This is a genomic window from Methylobacterium brachiatum, assembly GCF_020523825.1.
GTDB lineage: Bacteria > Pseudomonadota > Alphaproteobacteria > Rhizobiales > Beijerinckiaceae > Methylobacterium > Methylobacterium brachiatum.
Genome location: NZ_JAJALK010000013.1, coordinates 108,575 through 123,869, shown reverse-complemented (window position 1 = coordinate 123,869; position 15,295 = coordinate 108,575). Strand labels below are relative to the sequence as shown.

Sequence of the window (15,295 nt, the reverse complement as noted above, 5' to 3'; positions counted from 1 at the left end):
CGGGGCCGCGCCATCTCGAAGCGTCCTGGTGCGGGCGGAGGGGCTCGAACCCCCACGTCTTGCGACACTGGAACCTAAATCCAGCGCGTCTACCAGTTCCGCCACGCCCGCGCGTGCCGACACCCGGCGCGTCGCCGGCCGCCGGAAGCGCGCCCTATAGCATGGGCCGCACGGCTCGCAGCAAAAAACTTAACCTCCCGTGCCGGCGGTGGCGCGCGCCCGGGCACGCGGCTATCTACCCAGGCCCGCTGCGAGCCGCCGTCGAGACCCCATGACCTCATTCCGCCCCGTGCCGCCGACCGATCCGCGCGGCGGAACGCCGTCGCGCCGGACCCTGCTCGCCACGGCGGCCGCGTTCGGGCTGCTGCCGGAGGCGGTGCAGGCGCAGGCGACCGCGCCCGAGAAACCCGCGACGCCGGGTTCGGCACCGGCCGAGGCTGCGCCCCCGAGCCTGCCGGCCACCCCCGGCAAGGTCCGGCTGCGGCCCGAGCCCGCGGCCGAGACGCCAATCTGGTGCTTCGACGGCAAGACCGTGCCGCCGCTGGTGCGGATCAAGCTCGGCCAGCCGGTCCGACTCAAGATCGAGAACCGCACCGACAAGCCGCTGTCGCTGCACTGGCACGGGGTCCGCAACGTCAACGCGATGGACGGGGTGGGCGGCGTGACCCAGGCGCCGATCCTGCCGGGCGCAGACTTCCTGTACCAGTTCACGCCCCCGGATGCCGGGACCTACCTGATCCGCCCCCTCGTGGTCGGCGGGTCGAGCGAGCCGTCCGGCCGGGGACTCGCCGGCATGCTGATCGTCGAGGAGGCGAATCCGCCGGTGGTCGATGCCGATGTCGGGCTGGTGATGCAGGATTGGCGGCTGGAAGACGATGCCGGCCTGATGCCGTTCGGGCAGCCGCTCTTCGCCGCCACGAACGGGCGCCTCGGCAATCTCGTGACGGTCAACGGCAAGCCGGTGCCGGACACGTTCGAGGCGCGCCCGGGCGCGCGGGTGCGCCTGCGCCTCGGCAATGCCTGCAACGCCCGCGGCACGCGGCTCCGGTTCGAGGGCGTGAAGGTCTATGTCGCGGCCGTGGACGGGCAGCCCACCGATACGTTCGAGCCCCTGCGCGCGACCCTGCCGTTCCCCCCGGGCACCCGTTACGACCTTATGGTCGACCTGCCCGAGCAGGAGGGCGCCACCTGCTCGATCATCGCGCTGGTCGGCCAGGGCCTGACCCTGGCCACCGTCACCACCAAGGGCGCCAAGATCACCGAGAAGCGGCCGCCCATCGGGCCGATCGGCGAGAACAAGCGCCTGCCCGCCGAGATCAAGCTTCAGAACGCCCTGCGGCGCGACGTGGTGATCACCGGCGGCGCCTTCGTGCCCAAGGCGGCCAAGGAGGCCGCCAAAGACGCGCCGAAGGACAAGCCGGCGCCAGAGCCGGTCTACACCGGCGATCCCCAAAAAATCTGGTCGGTGAACGGCACCAGCGCGAGTATGGGCCTGCAGCCGATCTTCACGGTGAAGCGCGGGCAGGTGGTGGTGCTGGCCCTGCGCAACGAGACCGCCTTCCCGCAGGCCCTGCACCTGCACGGCCATTGCTTCCGCCTGCTCCATCCCTTGGACGACGGCTGGGAGCCCTACTGGCTCGACACGTTCCAGCTCCTTGAAGGCCGCACCGCCCGCATCGGCTTCCTGGCCGACAATCCGGGGCGCTGGCTGATCAGCGCCACGGTGCTGGAGCGGTTCGACACCGGCCTGTGGACGATGTTCGAGGTTACCTGAGCCCGGCTTCGACGAGGCTCCCGAGCGCGGCGGGCATCAGCTCCGGGATGTCCTCGGCGATCAGGCCCGGCCCATGGCGGAGCCCGGCATCGCCGTGGAGCCAGACGCCGGCCGCCGCAGCCTCGAAGGCCGGCATGCCCTGGGCCAGCAGCCCGGCGATCAGCCCGCCCAGCACGTCGCCCGAGCCTGCGGTGCCGAGATAGGGGCTGCCGTGATCGTTGATCGCGGCGCGCCCGTCGGGACTCGCGATCACGGTGTCGGATCCCTTCAGAACCACGACGGCGCCGATGAGCGCGGCGGCGGCGCGGGTGCGGGCGACCTTGTCGGCCCCCTCGGCGGTAGCTTCCGTCCCTTTGAACAGCCGTGCGAACTCGCCTTCATGCGGCGTGAGCACCGCCTGCGCGTCGCCATCCGCGAGATGGGCGGCGAGCAGCGGCGCCTGTCCGGCAAAGCTCGTCAGCGCGTCGGCGTCGAGCACGAGGCTGCGCCCGGCAGCCGCGGCCACCGCGACGCGCTCACGGGTCGGCTCGCCGGTGCCGAGGCCCGGGCCGGCCAGCACGACGTTGAGCCGCTCGTCGGTGAGCAGATCGTCGAGGTCGTCCGCCGTCTCGCAGGGGCGCAGCATGATCGCGGTGAGCTGGGCGGCGTTCTCGGCCAGGGCCGTTTGGGGCGAGGCCAGGGTGACCAGGCCGGCCCCGACCCGCAGGGCGCCCCGGGCGGCGAGCCGGGCCGCGCCGGTCTTGGTGGCCGGACCCGACAGGACCAGGGCGTGGCCCCGTGTATATTTGTGGCTCTCCCCGGTGAGCCGGGGAAAGGTTTTCGCCCACAGGTCCGGCCCGTTCCGGTAGATCGGTGGCGTCGCGGCACCGAGACCGACCTCCAAGGCCGCCGCGCCCGTCCCGATATCGGCCAGATGGCGGTGGCCGCACAGGCCCCGGCCGGGCTGGAGCAGGTGTCCCGGCTTGAACGCCACGAAGGTCACGGTCTCCACGGCCCGGATCGCGACGCCGCGCACGGCACCGGTATCGCCGTCGACGCCGCTCGGCACATCCACAGCGAGCACCGGACCACCGCCGGCATTCACGGCCTCCACCAGGGCGCGGGCCGCACCGTCGAGATCGCGCGACAGGCCGGCGCCGAACAAGGCATCGATCACGAGGTCACATGACGGCAGCGCGTCGGCGGCGGCCGGGTGCACCGGACCGGTCCAGGCCTCGGCCGCGAGGGCGGCGTCGCCCGTCAGCGCCGCGCGCTCGCCGAGCAGGAACAGGTCGATCGCATAGCCGCGCTCGGCCAGCAGCCGCGCGGCCACGAACCCGTCGCCGCCATTGTTGCCGGGTCCGCACAGGACCACGACCCGCCCGCCCGCCGGCAGCCGCGCGGCGGCGCGCCCGGCGACCGCGGCCCCGGCCGCCTCCATCAGCCGGATGCCCGGTACCCCCCCCGCGATCGCCGCCGCATCGACCTGCCGCATCGCCGCGACCGTCAGCACCCGCATGCTCATCTCCACGTCTGCCCGTGCACCGAACACCGGTGATTAAAAATGCGCCACAAATTCATCGAAAGCCCGAAGGATGTGCGTAGCCTGCGCGCCGAATGGGCACTAACGTGGCGCCCGTCGCGAAAACGGCGTGGCGGAGGCTTCACGACGATGTTAGAAATATCCGGCAGCGCAGCGCAGGCCCGAGCGGCATGAAGAAGATCGAAGCGATCATCAAGCCTTTCAAGCTCGACGAGGTGAAGGAGGCGCTCCAGGAGGTCGGCCTCCAGGGCATCACCGTCATCGAGGCGAAGGGCTTTGGCCGTCAGAAGGGCCATACCGAGCTCTATCGCGGCGCCGAATACGTGGTCGACTTTCTGCCCAAGGTGAAGCTCGAGATCGTCCTGTCGGACGCGCTCGTCGAGGGCGCCGTCGAGGCGATCCGCAAGTCGGCCCAGACCGGCCGCATCGGCGACGGCAAAATCTTCGTCTCGACGATCGAAGAAGCGATCCGCATCCGCACCGGCGAGACCGGCACCGACGCGATCTGACGGCTGATCCGCGCGGCTTCGCGCCGGCGGATCTTGTGCCCTGATCCCGGAAGCGACCAGCATTCCGACGTCCCGCGCGGGCGTTTTCCTGCTCCGCCACCGTCCTGCCTAAGAATTCACGCTGCACGAATGTCCGGCATCGACGTGCCAGGGCATGGAGTGTTGCGCCGGCAACCCCACATCCTCTGGAACGGACGGCCGATCGGCCGCCTCGAATCCATTCAGGAGGACCATGTGATGGCCGGAACCGACGGGCGTGACACCGCCAAGATCTATGAATTGTCGGCGTTCCGGCGCGCCCGACCGGCACCGCGGGCGGCGGAGAAGGCCAAGCCCGCGCCGATGCCGAGCTTCGGCGGCGCCTGGTACCACGAGGCCGCGATCCGCGACGACGAGCGCCCGCGCCGGACGTGAAGACGGCGAAGCCGGGCGCGCGGGCCCGGCTCCGGAACGTCTCATCGGAAGGCCGAGGCTCCCGTTCCGCCTTAGGCGGCGACAGCGGCCTCGGTCGGCACCGAAGAGATCGTCTTCAGCACCTGCGAGGCGATCTGGTAGGGGTCGCCCTGCGAGTTCGGGCGGCGATCCTCCAGATAGCCCTTGTAGTTGTTGTTCACGAAGGAGTGGGGCACGCGGATCGAGGCGCCGCGGTCGGCCACGCCGTACGAGAATTCGTGGATCGAGGCGGTCTCGTGCTTGCCGGTCAGCCGCATGTGGTTGTCCGGGCCGTAGACCGCGATGTGGTCCTCGCGGGCGTTCTTGAACGCCTCCATGAGCTTCTCGAAATAGGCCTTGCCGCCGTGCTCACGCATGAACGCGGTCGAGAAGTTGCAGTGCATGCCCGAGCCGTTCCAGTCGGTGTCGCCGAGCGGCTTGCAATGGTACTCGACGTCGATGCCGTATTTCTCGCACAGGCGCTGCAGGAGGTAGCGGGCCATCCACATCTCGTCGGCGGCCTTCTTGGAGCCCTTGCCGAAGATCTGGAATTCCCACTGGCCCTTGGCCACCTCGGCGTTGATGCCCTCGTGGTTGATGCCGGCGTCGAGGCAGAGGTCGAGATGCTCCTCGACGATCTTGCGGGCGACGTCGCCGACATTCGAATAGCCGACGCCGGTGTAGTACGGGCCCTGCGGGGCCGGGAAGCCGCTGGCCGGGAAGCCGAGCGGGCGGCCGTCCTTGTACAGGAAGTACTCCTGCTCGAAGCCGAACCAGGCCCCGGCGTCATCCAGGATGGTGGCGCGCTTGTTGGACTCGTGCGGGGTCTTGCCGTCCGGCATCATCACTTCGCACAGGACCAGGACGCCGTTCTTGCGGGCCGGGTCGGGGAAGTGGCGCACGGGCTTGAGCATGCAGTCGGAGCTGCCGCCCTCGGCCTGCTTCGTGGACGAGCCGTCGAAGCCCCACATCGGGAGCTGGTCGAGGGTCGGGAAGCTGTCGAATTCCTTGATCTGCGTCTTGCCGCGCAGATTCGGGACCGGCGTGTACCCGTCGAGCCATATATACTCGAGCTTATATTTCGTCATTCCGGTTCTCTCGTCCGTTGTCGATGCGCGACCTGGTCAAATCCCGGGCGACGCGAACGGCTTGCCGCCGCCTCGACGGCCGCTGCCGCCTTTGCATGGAGCATGCCAGAAACCGCCTCGCCGGACCCCGGATGGGGCCAATTCCCTCCGAACGGCGTTCACGCTATCGAGAGCGCGCGGCCCGCATGGGCCAAACCTCTCGCTCCGTGAGCGATTCCCCGTCTGCCCGGGTGGCAAGGCGGCCCCGCGACGGATATCAAGCGGCGCGGCCGGTGCGGCCCGACCCAAGGTGGACGCCCCGCGCGAGAATCCCCGACGCCTTTCCTGGAGGATGCCCACGATGACGACTGCGGCCGAGGTTCTGAAGACCATCCGGGACAACGACGTACGCTACGTGGACTTCCGGTTCACAGACCCCCGCGGCAAGTGGCAGCACGTGACGTTCGACGTGTCGCTCATCGACGACGAGATCTTCGCCGAAGGCACGATGTTCGACGGCTCCTCGATCGCCGGCTGGAAGGCGATCAACGAGTCCGACATGCTGCTGATGCCGGATCCGTCCACCGCCTGCCTGGACCCGTTCTTCTCGGCCTCGACCCTGTCGATCGTCTGCGACGTGCTCGAGCCCGCTACCGGCGAGCCCTATTCGCGCGATCCCCGCGGCACCGCCAAGCGCGCCGAGGCCTATCTGCAGCAGACCGGGATCGGCGACACGATCTATGTCGGCCCCGAGGCCGAGTTCTTCGTGTTCGACGACGTGAAGTTCGCGGCCGACCCGTACCGAACCGGCTTCGAGCTCGACTCGAACGAGCTGCCGACCAACGGCTTCACCGATTACGAGGGCGGCAATCTCGGCCACCGGGTCCAGACCAAGGGCGGCTACTTCCCGGTCCCGCCGCAGGATTCGGCCCAGGACATGCGCGGCGAGATGCTGGCCGCGATGCAGTCCATGGGCGTGAAGGTCGAGAAGCACCACCACGAGGTGGCCAGCGCCCAGCACGAGCTCGGCATGAAGTTCGACGTGCTGACCAAGCTCGCCGACCACATGCAGATCTACAAGTACTGCATCCACAACGTCGCCCAGAGCTACGGCAAGTCGGCGACCTTCATGCCCAAGCCGGTCTACGGCGATAACGGCTCGGGCATGCACGTTCACCAGTCGATCTGGAAGGACGGCAAGCCGGTCTTCGCCGGCGATAAGTATGCCGGCCTCAGCCAGGAATGCCTCTGGTACATCGGCGGCATCATCCGCCACGCCAAGGCGCTCAACGCCTTCACCAACCCCTCGACCAATTCCTACAAGCGGCTGGTGCCGGGCTACGAGGCGCCGGTGCTGCTCGCCTACTCGGCGCGCAACCGCTCGGCCTCCTGCCGGATCCCGTGGACCAAGAGCCCGAACGCCAAGCGCGTCGAGGTCCGCTTCCCCGACCCGATGGCCAACCCCTACCTGGCCTTCTCGGCCCTGCTGATGGCCGGCCTCGACGGCATCCGCAACAAGATCGATCCGGGCCCGGCCATGGACAAGGACCTCTACGAGCTGCCGCCCCGGGAGCTGAAGAAGATCCCGACCGTGTGCGGTTCGCTCCGCGAGGCGCTCACCAGCCTCGACAAGGACCGGACCTTCCTCAAGGAAGGCGGCGTGTTCACGGACGACCAGATCGACTCGTTCATCGAGCTGAAGATGACCGAGGTGCTGCGTTACGAGATGACCCCGCACCCGATCGAGTTCGTGCAGTACTACTCGCTGTGATGTGAGAGGGGGCCGGGCGTGACGCCCGGCCCTCGACTGTGAGAGGTGAGGTGGAATCGCCCGTGGCCTACTCCAAAGTCGATTGTCGAACAAAACAAGAACAAGCTTGACAAATAAGATTATTAGCCTATGAATGACCCGGTCGCAGGCGGGGTGATTCATGGTCACGAAAGAGATCGTCGTCACCCGGTTCCGGTGGCAGCTGGCAGCTCTCAGTGTTGAGGTAAAGCTGCTTCGACTCAGCCTCGTCTTTCGCGCCTACAATCCCGGCCAACCGCGGGTCCCCGCCGGACATCCGGACGGGGGACAGTGGACGAGTGACGACGGTTCAGTTCGGTCTGAGAACGACAACACAGCGCACATATATAATGTCAGCAACAAAGATAAATATCAATATAACGTAGTTTTAGAAGAAGAGGAAAAACTCGGGGGACATACAATTGAGTCACACGTCGGAAAGACCGACGAAGAGATGATGGAACGCGTGCGGAAGAGCCAATGGGGAAACCTGTTGGCTCATGGCGGACTGCAACGCGACGGCTCGTTCGACTCCCGAGAGTCAGCTAACGACCTCGTTAATCGAACGTTGGAAATCAACGCCCAGCGCGTTGATGGAGTGGCATCTGGGGAGAAAGACCGCGCCTACTTTACAACGCGGTTCGGATATCGAACTGGCCGCGAGGCATACATTACCAAAGATGGCGTGATGTACATGAGAAATACGTATGGCGTAGCCATATACATAGTCCGCGATCGACGGTCGTCGCGAGGTTATCACGTACAATCAGCGTTTCCTTACAATGAAGGAGATTAATATGGCTACACATCCAGAGTTCGACGAATTGACCGAACGCTTTTTTCAAGATGTCGATCTAATTTTTAGCACGGAAGCGGAACTTTTGGAATTTGTCATAGAGCCGTTTTCGCAAGAGCGCCGTTTATCTCTGCGTGATTATCTATCTCTTATCACAAGCGATGATTTCGACGGCAAGGAATTATTGGATATCTGGAACGACTCAAAAGCGCATTGGTTGTTCCATTCTGCACCGCCACTAAGATTGTTGCTTAATAATATTCGCGATCGATTATGATTATAGGATATCTGAATGATCATGTTATTTTTTCTAATTGTTGTATTTACTAAGCTCAATACTGATGAAGTCGATATTTTAAAACAAGCCTTCCGCCCTGAAATCATCATCCAATCGGCTTCACGTCCGTCGGTAAAATCGTCAGAATTTGACACATTCACACGTCAATTCCACCAAGATCTTATGGAGGATTTTTCTACTGAAGACGCGGTAATTCAATGGATTCTTTCCCCTTTCAAGGACGAAACCGAACGAGGCCGCCTGAAAGCCTATCTTGACACCCTCACGCAGGACGATGTCTCGGACGAGGAACTGCGAAAGCTGTGGTGGTCGTCGGAGGCAGACATCGTGTTCTACGATGGCGCCGAACTCAGAGCCTTCCTCAAGAGAGTGCGAGACAGATTGTGACGCGAAAGCAGTCGTGAGCCGGCAGAGCAAGCTGCGGAACCGGGCGCGGCGGGAATCGGGACGGATGCCTGCGACACCGGAATTCATCCGCTTCGGTGAGCGGTTCAATCAGAGCATCGACGATCAGGACGCGTCGTTCGAGGAAGCCACCGCCGCGAGTCTTGGCTGCTTCAAGGGCGAGGATCGCGCCGCTTGCGCGATTTCATAGGCGCGGTGCTGGGGAGCGACCTAACACCGGAGAAACGGATGAAATTCCGGGCCACCGCCTGCACCGACTTGCGCTTCCTTGATCCGGAGGACCTTCGACGCTTGCTTATCCAGGTTCATCTCGACCTGCGGAAGGGCATGTGACACGCGGACGTCTCGATCGTTCAAAGCGGCAGATGCACGGATGCTCACCCTCGACCACCTCGTCGTCGTGGCCCCCGACCTCGCGGAGGGCGTGGCCCATGTCCGGGCCTGCCTCGGCCTCGACATGCCGGAGGGCGGGCGCCATTCCGAGATGGGCACCCGCAACCATCTGCTCCGCCTCGGCGCATCGACGTTCCTCGAAGTGATCGCCGTCGATCCCGAGGCAGCGCCGCCGCCCCGCGCCCGCTGGTTCGGCCTCGGCGATGCGGCGCGGGTGCGGGCGGAGTGGGAGGCCGGGCGGCGGCTGCGCGGCTTCGTCGCCCGCACCAATGACATCGACACTCTGCTCGCCGCCCATCCCGACCTGCTCGGCGCGGCGGCGACGCTGACCCGGGGCACGCTGTCGTGGCGCTTCGGCCTGCGCCCGGACGGGACCTGGCCGGCAGACGGCGCCGCGCCCTACGTGATGGACTGGGGCGACCGCCCGCACCCGGCCGGGACGATGCCGGATTTCGGGGCGCATCTCGATGATTTCTCGCTCACCCATCCGGAGCCGGAAGCGGTGGCGGCGCTCCATGCGGACCTCGGCCTCACCGACCCGCCGCGGATCGAGCCTGGCCCGGCCCCGCGCTGGACAGCCCGGATCGCAACGCTGTCGGGCCTGCGGACCCTGACCTGAGGACGGACCCTCCTCGCCGGCCTGATCGGGTGGGTGACCGGCGAGGAGGGCCTGGCCGGGACTCACAAGCCCCGGCGAAAGCAACCTAGCAGCGACCGTTCGCGCTGCGGTGACGGGAAAGTCTCAGGCCCTGCCGGAATCGCCCCGCGGCCGGCAACGTTGTTCACGTATGCGCGAAGATGTCGGTCTCGGGCCAACCGTCGAGGTCGAGCCGGGCGCGGGTGGGCAGGAAGGCGAAGCAGGCGGCGGCGAGATCGGTGCGGCCCTCCCGGGCCAGCATGGCGTCGAGCCGCTCCCGGGCGGCGTGGAGATAGAGCACGTCGGAGGCTGCGTAATCCTGCTGCGCCTGCGTCAGGGTCTCGGCCCCCCAGTCGGAGGATTGCTGCTGCTTCGACAGGTCGACACCCACGAGCTCGCGGACCACGTCCTTGAGCCCGTGACGGTCGGTGTAGGTGCGGGCGAGCTTCGAGGCGATCTTGGTGCAGTAGACCGGCCCCGGCATCACCCCGAACGCCTTGAACAGGACCGCCACGTCGAACCGGGCGAAATGGAAGATCTTCAGGATTTCGGGATCGGCGAGCACGCGCTTGAGCACGGCCGGCTCCGGGCCATCCTGGGGGATCTGGACCACGTCGGCCGTGCCGTCGCCGGTGGAGATCTGCACCACGCAGAGCCGGTCCCGGTGCGGATTGAGCCCCAGCGTCTCGGTGTCGATGGCCACGGCCCGCCCGGCGTCGTAATCGGCGGGCAGGTCGCCGCGGTGGAGGCGTACAATCGGGCTCGGCATTTTTTCGGGACCTTCCAACGATTTGGCCGGTACCATCGGCGCCGAGTGGCGGCAAGCGAAGGACGGAGACGCGAATGATGACGGCAGCCGAGGTGATCGCGACCCTGGGGCTGAAGCCCCATCCGGAGGGCGGGCATTACCGCGAGACCTTCCGCGACCCGCGCACGGTGGACGGCCGCTCGGTCGGCACCGCGATCTACTTCCTGCTCGATATCGGCGAGGCCTCCGCCTGGCACCGGGTCGACGCCACCGAGATCTGGCACTGGCACGCCGGCGCGCCGCTGGTGATCACGACCAGCCCGAACGGCCACGACGCCACCGCCCAGCATCTCGGGCCGGACCTCGCGGCCGGGCAGCGCCCGCAATGCGTGGTCCCGGCGGGGCACTGGCAGACCGCCACCAGCCTGGGCGCGTGGACGCTGGTCGGCTGCACGGTCTCGCCGGGCTTCGACTTCGCGGGCTTCGAGATGGCCCCGCCGGATTGGCGGCCGACTCCGCGGAGCTAGACCGCCTTCGGCGCCGCCCGCGAGGCGCGCACCGCCGTCAGCGCGCCGGCCACGATCAGCAGGCAGGCGAGCGCCAGAGCCGGCACGGGCTTGGCATAGCCGGTCGCCACCAGGATCAGGGTCGACAGGACCGGGGCCGCGTAGGCGGTGACGCCGAGCAGGCGGACATCGCCGCGCTTGCAGCCGATATCCCAGAGATAGAAGGCGGCCCCCACCGGCCCGATCCCGAGGAGCAGCACCGCGCCCCATTGGGTGGCGTCCGCGGGCCAGATCGTCGTCTCGAAGACGAGGTGGCAGGCCAGGCTCAGGGCCGCCGTGACCAGGCAGAAACCCGCGACGGCGTCGGTCGGTACCTCGCCGACCCGGGCGGACAACACCGAGTAGGCGGCCCACACGAAGGCCGCGGCCAGGGCGGCGGCGTAGCCCGGCAACGCCCCCGCGGCGAAATCGAGATTGCCCCGGCCGGCGAACAGGGCGGCCACGCCGGCCAGTCCCAGAGCCGCGCCCGCGACATGGCCCGCGCGCAGCCCGCCCGCCCCCGGCAGCCGGGCGGAGAACAGGACGATCAGCAGCGGCCAGAGATAGTTGATCAAGCCCGCCTCGGCCGGCGGGGCCAGACGCAGGGCGCTGAAATAGAGCGCGTGGTAGCCGAACAACCCGCCGACGCCGAGGAGCCAGACCGGCCAGGGCTGGAGCAGAGCCCGGGCCCGGGACGGCCGGGCGATCCAGGTGGCGCAGCCGCACAGGCCGCCGATCCAGAAGGTCATGGCGGCGAGCTGGAACGGCGGCACCGTGCCGGAGGCCGCGGCGAACAGGGCGAGCAGCGACCACAGCAGGATCGCCCCGAACCCCGCCACGGTCGCGGCCGAGCGCGCCCTGTCGCGGGCCGAAGATGACGCTGTCTGGCTCATGAATCGCAGCTATCATGCGCGCCTTGAGTCGGCGAGGCTGCTTCACGCCCCTGTCACGGTCGCGCTCTACGGGCGCTGCAACCGGGAGATCTGTCGATGCGCGCGATCCTTGCTGTCCTTGGGCTGCTGCTGACGGGAGGCTCGGCGCTCGCCGGCGAGGGCGTGCAGCTCGGACCGCGCCCGTTCTACCTCGTCGACCAGCTGAAGCCCGGGCCGCTGAAGGACCACCTGTCCGCCTGCGGCATCGACCGGCCCTACACGCCGAGAACCTTCTCGATCTCGCACCGGGGCGCGCCGCTGATGTTCCCCGAGCACACCAAGGAGGGGCTGCTCGCCGCCTATCGGATGGGCGTCGGGATCATCGAGTGCGATGTCGCCTTCACCAAGGACCGCCAGCTGGTCTGCCGGCACAGCCAGTGCGACCTGCACACGACCACCGACATCCTGGCCCGGCCGAACCTCGCCGCGAAATGCACCAAGGGGTTCGAGCCCGCCGACCCGGCCACCGGCCGCAAGGCGTCGGCCAAGTGCTGCACCAGCGACCTGACCTTGGCCGAGTTCAAGTCGCTCAACGGCAAGATGGACGCGGCCGACCCGGACGCAACCACGGTCGCGGCCTACATGAACGCGACGCCGCACTGGCGCACCGACCTCTACGCCACCACCGGCACGCTGATGTCCCACAAGGAATACATCGCCCTGGTGAGAGGGATGGGCCGCAAGTTCACCCCCGAGCTGAAGGCGCCCCAGGTGCCGATGCCGTTCGAGGGCAGCTACACCCAGGACCAATACGCCCAGCAGCTGATCGACGAGTACAAGCAGGCCGGGATCCCGGCTTCCGACGTCTATCCGCAGAGCTTCCAGCTCCGGGATATCCTGTACTGGCTGGAGAAGGACCCGGAATTCGGCCGCCAGGCGATCTTCCTCGACGACCGCGACGAGACCACCAAGGGCTTCGATCCGGAGAAGCCGGAGACCTGGAAGCCCGGCATGGCGGAGCTCGCCGCCAAGGGGGTCAAGATCCTGGCGCCGCCCCTGTGGATGCTGGTCCGTCCCGGTCCTGACGGTGCGATCGAGCCCTCGACCTATGCAAGGGAGGCGAAGAAGGCCGGGCTCGGCCTGATCGCCTGGTCGCTGGAGCGCTCTGGGCCGCTGAAAGAGGGCGGCGGATACTACTACCAGTCGATCAAACCGGTGGTAACCGGGGATGGCGACATCCTGCGGTTGCTGGACGTGCTGCACGGCCAGGTCGGCGTGCTCGGCGTGTTCTCGGACTGGCCGGCGACCACGACCTTCTACGCCAATTGCGTCGGCGCTCCGTAGCTCAGTCGGCCCAGAGGGCGACGAGCGAGAACAGGCCGGCCATCACGACGTTAACCAGGAGGACGCAGGCGAGCATCAGGGCGAGGGTCATGGCGATCTCGAGGGCGTGAATGCGGCGGCGATGATGCGGGCGTGACCGGCGAGCCTTCGACGGATTGGGCCGGTCGTCTCGGATTCCCTGCGCGTAGCCCGCGAAGGGAAGAGGATCAGTGCGGCGACAGCAGCCGCACCACTTCGAACAGGTCGTCGACCTTCAGCGGCTCCCAACCGAGCCAGCGCCGGACCAGCGCGTAACTGGCGGACAACAGGATCGCGCAGCCGAGGACGGCCAGGCAGAACAACCCGAAGTCGCCGGTCGCGAATCCGGTCGCGGCGCCGACCAGGGCGGTGGCGACGAAGATGAGCCGGCTCGGGTTCCGCGGGCCGCGGGCGATGAGATCGGACATAGGAGTCTCTCCGGATCGGGATCAGCGGGCGCGGCAGTTCGGGCCGAACCAGGTCATGGTCCGGCGGTCCATGCCGCCATCCGAGGCGGCGCCGCAGACGGGGAAGCGCGTGTCGCCGCTGCGCTGCAGGCTCATCTGCTTGTAGAGATCCTGCTGCGCCTCCCGGCGGCGGGTCTGCTCGGCGAAGTGGGACTGCCAGTACAGGTTCCGGTTGGCCTGGGTCAGCGCGCGCTGCTGGTGGAGATCCATCATGCACTGGGCGAAGGCGTCGGTGCGGGGCTCGAACCCGAACGCGTAGCACTGGTTGCCATCCATGGCGTGCCGCTACTGCGGGGTGACGCAGGCGGCGAGGCCGAGCGCGCAGGCGGCGGCAAGGCCGAGCTTGGCGAAGGTCGAGGCGCCACGCGCACGGATCTTCCGGTCGGCGGCAAGATCTTCACCGGCAGAGCGCATGGTGAATGTGGTGTTCATCGTGTCGGGGCCTTCGTCTGTGCTGGCGTGAACAACCACGCCCGGCTGGAACGAGACCTATCCGGGACCGCTCAAATTGTTCGTGCTCCGGAGCACCTGTGCGATTTCACGCGCCCGCTCCCGCAATGCACAGATCCACACGCATTCCGACAGGATCTACGGCGCAGGAACGGATTCGTCAGACTTGCGCGGCCTGCGAAGTCTTCTTTGCTCAATGGCGGCCATCGGCCGAACGGCTGGCTAAGGTTTTGCCTGCTCGGCGGGCTGTCCGGGATCGCGGTCGCTTCCGGAGTGCCCGTTCGGGGCCTCCGCTTCGCTTGGGTGCCCCTGGATGAGGGCGTTGGGGATCGGCCGTTTCGAAACTGAGCGGCGGCGCGCGACATCCAAAAAGAAACGCCGCGCGGCCCGGCGGGGCAACGCGGCGTCGGTGATGAGCACGGCGCCCCGGCGGAACCGGGCGCGCCCTGTACACCCTAAAAAAGCGGTCAGACGAAGTGCTGGCCGCCGTTCACGGTGAGCGTCGAGCCGTTGATGAAGCCCGCCTCGTCGCTCGCCAGATACTCGACCGCGTGGGCAATCTCCTCGGCCTTGCCGAGGCGGCCGGTCGGGATCGTGGCGATGATCTTGTTGCGGATCTCCTCCGGCACCGCCATCACCATGTCGGTGGCGATGTAGCCCGGTGCGATCACGTTGACCGTGATGCCCTTGGAGGCGCTCTCCTGGGCCAGCGCCTTGGCGAAACCGATCACGCCGGCCTTGGCGGCCGAGTAATTGGTCTGGCCGGCCTGGCCCTTCTGGCCGTTGATCGACGAGATGATGATGATCCGGCCGAAGCCGCGGTTGCGCATGCCCTCGATCAGCGGCCGGGTGCAGGTGAACATCGAGTCGAGGTTGGTCTTGATGACCGCCTGCCACTTGTCGAAGGTCATCTTGTGAAAGGCGCCGTCGCGGGTGATGCCGGCATTGTTGACCAGCACCTCGATCGGCCCGACCTCGGACTCGATCGCCTTGATGCCGGCCTCGCAGCTGGCCAGATCACCCACGTCGAACTTGAAGACCGGGATGCCGGTCTCGGCCTTGAAGGCCTGGGCCGCCTCGTCGTTGCCGCCGTAATTGGCCGCGACCTTGTAGCCCTTGGCCTGCAAGCCCTTCGAGATCGCGGCGCCGATACCGCGGGTGCCGCCCGTCACGAGTGCGACGCGTCCTTGAGCCATTGTTGTTTCCTCCTGTTCGCATCACGTGATGCC

General features: G+C 67.2%; 20 protein-coding genes and 1 tRNA gene. 12 read left to right on the top strand and 9 right to left on the bottom strand.

The genetic code is table 11. The features are described 5' to 3' along the window. Positions 1 to 26: 26 nt before the first annotated feature. Positions 27 to 111 (bottom strand) — tRNA-Leu (locus LGR69_RS24150). A 160-nt stretch (positions 112 to 271) separates the two neighbouring features. On the opposite strand from LGR69_RS24150, the gene LGR69_RS24145 reads away from it, so the two are divergent. Then, entirely contained in the window at positions 272 to 1,774 is a 1,503-nt protein-coding gene (locus LGR69_RS24145; protein WP_230367589.1) for a multicopper oxidase family protein, read from the top strand. On the opposite strand, the gene LGR69_RS24140 is transcribed toward LGR69_RS24145, so the two are convergent. Beyond that, positions 1,767 to 3,272, bottom strand: coding sequence for an NAD(P)H-hydrate dehydratase (locus tag LGR69_RS24140; protein ID WP_230367588.1), 1,506 nt, complete (start codon positions 3,270 to 3,272; stop codon positions 1,767 to 1,769). The two genes, LGR69_RS24145 and LGR69_RS24140, sit on opposite strands and share 8 nt — an antisense overlap. Positions 3,273 to 3,466: 194 nt before the next feature. Between LGR69_RS24140 and LGR69_RS24135 the strand changes: the two genes are divergently transcribed. Both LGR69_RS24135 and LGR69_RS24130 read left to right on the top strand, forming a co-directional pair. Then, a complete protein-coding gene (locus LGR69_RS24135; RefSeq protein WP_003600526.1) occupies positions 3,467 to 3,805 on the top strand; it encodes a P-II family nitrogen regulator in 339 nt (112 codons plus the stop codon). A 237-nt stretch (positions 3,806 to 4,042) separates the two neighbouring features. Further along, positions 4,043 to 4,219 carry a DUF2735 domain-containing protein gene (locus tag LGR69_RS24130; RefSeq protein WP_007567143.1) on the top strand — a complete coding sequence of 59 codons (177 nt, stop codon included), beginning with the start codon at positions 4,043 to 4,045 and terminating at the stop codon, positions 4,217 to 4,219. 71 nt (positions 4,220 to 4,290) lie between these two features. Here LGR69_RS24130 and LGR69_RS24125 read toward each other — a convergent pair whose 3' ends face one another. Further along, complete coding sequence (locus LGR69_RS24125; RefSeq protein WP_007567141.1) at positions 4,291 to 5,325, bottom strand: glutamine synthetase beta-grasp domain-containing protein; 1,035 nt, start codon at positions 5,323 to 5,325, stop codon at positions 4,291 to 4,293. 340 nt (positions 5,326 to 5,665) lie between these two features. Between LGR69_RS24125 and glnA the strand changes: the two genes are divergently transcribed. The 7 genes from glnA (at position 5,666) to LGR69_RS24090 (ending at position 9,604) form a co-directional block, all read left to right on the top strand. Next, entirely contained in the window at positions 5,666 to 7,075 is a 1,410-nt protein-coding gene (gene glnA, locus LGR69_RS24120; protein WP_007567139.1) for a type I glutamate--ammonia ligase, read from the top strand. Between the two features lie 160 nt (positions 7,076 to 7,235). After that, positions 7,236 to 7,889 carry an RNase A-like domain-containing protein gene (locus tag LGR69_RS24115; protein WP_230367587.1) on the top strand — a complete coding sequence of 218 codons (654 nt, stop codon included), beginning with the start codon at positions 7,236 to 7,238 and terminating at the stop codon, positions 7,887 to 7,889. Between the two features lies 1 nt (position 7,890). Beyond that, on the top strand, positions 7,891 to 8,166 hold the full coding sequence (locus LGR69_RS24110) for a hypothetical protein (RefSeq protein ID WP_230367586.1): 276 nt from the start codon (positions 7,891 to 7,893) through the stop codon (positions 8,164 to 8,166). A 15-nt stretch (positions 8,167 to 8,181) separates the two neighbouring features. Then, complete coding sequence (locus tag LGR69_RS24105) at positions 8,182 to 8,574, top strand: hypothetical protein (protein ID WP_230367585.1); 393 nt, start codon at positions 8,182 to 8,184, stop codon at positions 8,572 to 8,574. A 13-nt stretch (positions 8,575 to 8,587) separates the two neighbouring features. Continuing rightward, positions 8,588 to 8,782 (top strand): hypothetical protein, encoded by a 195-nt coding sequence (locus tag LGR69_RS24100; protein ID WP_039903853.1) that lies wholly within the window; start codon positions 8,588 to 8,590, stop codon positions 8,780 to 8,782. Further along, positions 8,767 to 8,925: a hypothetical protein gene (locus tag LGR69_RS24095; RefSeq protein ID WP_007567135.1), complete on the top strand. Its 159-nt coding sequence runs from the start codon at positions 8,767 to 8,769 to the stop codon at positions 8,923 to 8,925. The genes LGR69_RS24100 and LGR69_RS24095 overlap by 16 nt, the downstream gene beginning before the upstream one ends. Positions 8,926 to 8,965: 40 nt before the next feature. After that, positions 8,966 to 9,604, top strand: a complete 639-nt coding sequence (locus tag LGR69_RS24090; protein ID WP_122162262.1) for a VOC family protein — start codon at positions 8,966 to 8,968, stop codon at positions 9,602 to 9,604. A gap of 163 nt (positions 9,605 to 9,767) precedes the next feature. Here the strand turns inward: LGR69_RS24090 and LGR69_RS24085 are convergent, their stop codons facing one another. Then, positions 9,768 to 10,391: a ribonuclease D gene (locus LGR69_RS24085; protein ID WP_230367584.1), complete on the bottom strand. Its 624-nt coding sequence runs from the start codon at positions 10,389 to 10,391 to the stop codon at positions 9,768 to 9,770. 77 nt (positions 10,392 to 10,468) lie between these two features. Here LGR69_RS24085 and LGR69_RS24080 point away from each other — a divergent pair, with 77 nt between their 5' ends. Continuing rightward, a complete protein-coding gene (locus LGR69_RS24080; RefSeq protein ID WP_007567132.1) occupies positions 10,469 to 10,897 on the top strand; it encodes a cupin domain-containing protein in 429 nt (142 codons plus the stop codon). On the opposite strand, the gene yddG is transcribed toward LGR69_RS24080, so the two are convergent. Beyond that, entirely contained in the window at positions 10,894 to 11,808 is a 915-nt protein-coding gene (yddG, locus tag LGR69_RS24075) for an aromatic amino acid exporter YddG (RefSeq protein WP_230367583.1), read from the bottom strand. The genes LGR69_RS24080 and yddG overlap by 4 nt on opposite strands. A gap of 96 nt (positions 11,809 to 11,904) precedes the next feature. Here yddG and LGR69_RS24070 point away from each other — a divergent pair, with 96 nt between their 5' ends. Next, positions 11,905 to 13,131 (top strand): glycerophosphodiester phosphodiesterase family protein, encoded by a 1,227-nt coding sequence (locus LGR69_RS24070; protein ID WP_230367582.1) that lies wholly within the window; start codon positions 11,905 to 11,907, stop codon positions 13,129 to 13,131. Positions 13,132 to 13,337: 206 nt separating this feature from the next. On the opposite strand, the gene LGR69_RS24065 is transcribed toward LGR69_RS24070, so the two are convergent. From LGR69_RS24065 to phbB, 4 genes are all read right to left on the bottom strand, one after another. Then, positions 13,338 to 13,577 (bottom strand): hypothetical protein, encoded by a 240-nt coding sequence (locus tag LGR69_RS24065; protein WP_122162258.1) that lies wholly within the window; start codon positions 13,575 to 13,577, stop codon positions 13,338 to 13,340. Positions 13,578 to 13,598: 21 nt separating this feature from the next. Then, positions 13,599 to 13,892, bottom strand: coding sequence for a hypothetical protein (locus LGR69_RS24060; protein WP_230367581.1), 294 nt, complete (start codon positions 13,890 to 13,892; stop codon positions 13,599 to 13,601). 9 nt (positions 13,893 to 13,901) lie between these two features. Further along, positions 13,902 to 14,048, bottom strand: a complete 147-nt coding sequence (locus LGR69_RS24055) for a hypothetical protein (protein WP_230367580.1) — start codon at positions 14,046 to 14,048, stop codon at positions 13,902 to 13,904. 485 nt (positions 14,049 to 14,533) lie between these two features. Next, entirely contained in the window at positions 14,534 to 15,262 is a 729-nt protein-coding gene (gene phbB, locus LGR69_RS24050) for an acetoacetyl-CoA reductase (protein ID WP_007567122.1), read from the bottom strand. Positions 15,263 to 15,295: the final 33 nt, after the last annotated feature.

Coding starts and splice junctions, on each gene's coding strand:
- LGR69_RS24145 (WP_230367589.1), top strand. CDS start 272: ATGACCTCATTCCGCCCCGTGCCGCCGACCGATCCGCGCGGCGGAACG.
- LGR69_RS24140 (WP_230367588.1), bottom strand. CDS start 3,272: ATGCGGGTGCTGACGGTCGCGGCGATGCGGCAGGTCGATGCGGCGGCG.
- LGR69_RS24135 (WP_003600526.1), top strand. CDS start 3,467: ATGAAGAAGATCGAAGCGATCATCAAGCCTTTCAAGCTCGACGAGGTG.
- LGR69_RS24130 (WP_007567143.1), top strand. CDS start 4,043: ATGGCCGGAACCGACGGGCGTGACACCGCCAAGATCTATGAATTGTCG.
- LGR69_RS24125 (WP_007567141.1), bottom strand. CDS start 5,325: ATGACGAAATATAAGCTCGAGTATATATGGCTCGACGGGTACACGCCG.
- glnA (WP_007567139.1), top strand. CDS start 5,666: ATGACGACTGCGGCCGAGGTTCTGAAGACCATCCGGGACAACGACGTA.
- LGR69_RS24115 (WP_230367587.1), top strand. CDS start 7,236: ATGGTCACGAAAGAGATCGTCGTCACCCGGTTCCGGTGGCAGCTGGCA.
- LGR69_RS24110 (WP_230367586.1), top strand. CDS start 7,891: ATGGCTACACATCCAGAGTTCGACGAATTGACCGAACGCTTTTTTCAA.
- LGR69_RS24105 (WP_230367585.1), top strand. CDS start 8,182: ATGATCATGTTATTTTTTCTAATTGTTGTATTTACTAAGCTCAATACT.
- LGR69_RS24090 (WP_122162262.1), top strand. CDS start 8,966: ATGCTCACCCTCGACCACCTCGTCGTCGTGGCCCCCGACCTCGCGGAG.
- LGR69_RS24085 (WP_230367584.1), bottom strand. CDS start 10,391: ATGCCGAGCCCGATTGTACGCCTCCACCGCGGCGACCTGCCCGCCGAT.
- LGR69_RS24080 (WP_007567132.1), top strand. CDS start 10,469: ATGACGGCAGCCGAGGTGATCGCGACCCTGGGGCTGAAGCCCCATCCG.
- yddG (WP_230367583.1), bottom strand. CDS start 11,808: ATGAGCCAGACAGCGTCATCTTCGGCCCGCGACAGGGCGCGCTCGGCC.
- LGR69_RS24070 (WP_230367582.1), top strand. CDS start 11,905: ATGCGCGCGATCCTTGCTGTCCTTGGGCTGCTGCTGACGGGAGGCTCG.
- LGR69_RS24065 (WP_122162258.1), bottom strand. CDS start 13,577: ATGTCCGATCTCATCGCCCGCGGCCCGCGGAACCCGAGCCGGCTCATC.
- LGR69_RS24060 (WP_230367581.1), bottom strand. CDS start 13,892: ATGGATGGCAACCAGTGCTACGCGTTCGGGTTCGAGCCCCGCACCGAC.
- LGR69_RS24055 (WP_230367580.1), bottom strand. CDS start 14,048: ATGAACACCACATTCACCATGCGCTCTGCCGGTGAAGATCTTGCCGCC.
- phbB (WP_007567122.1), bottom strand. CDS start 15,262: ATGGCTCAAGGACGCGTCGCACTCGTGACGGGCGGCACCCGCGGTATC.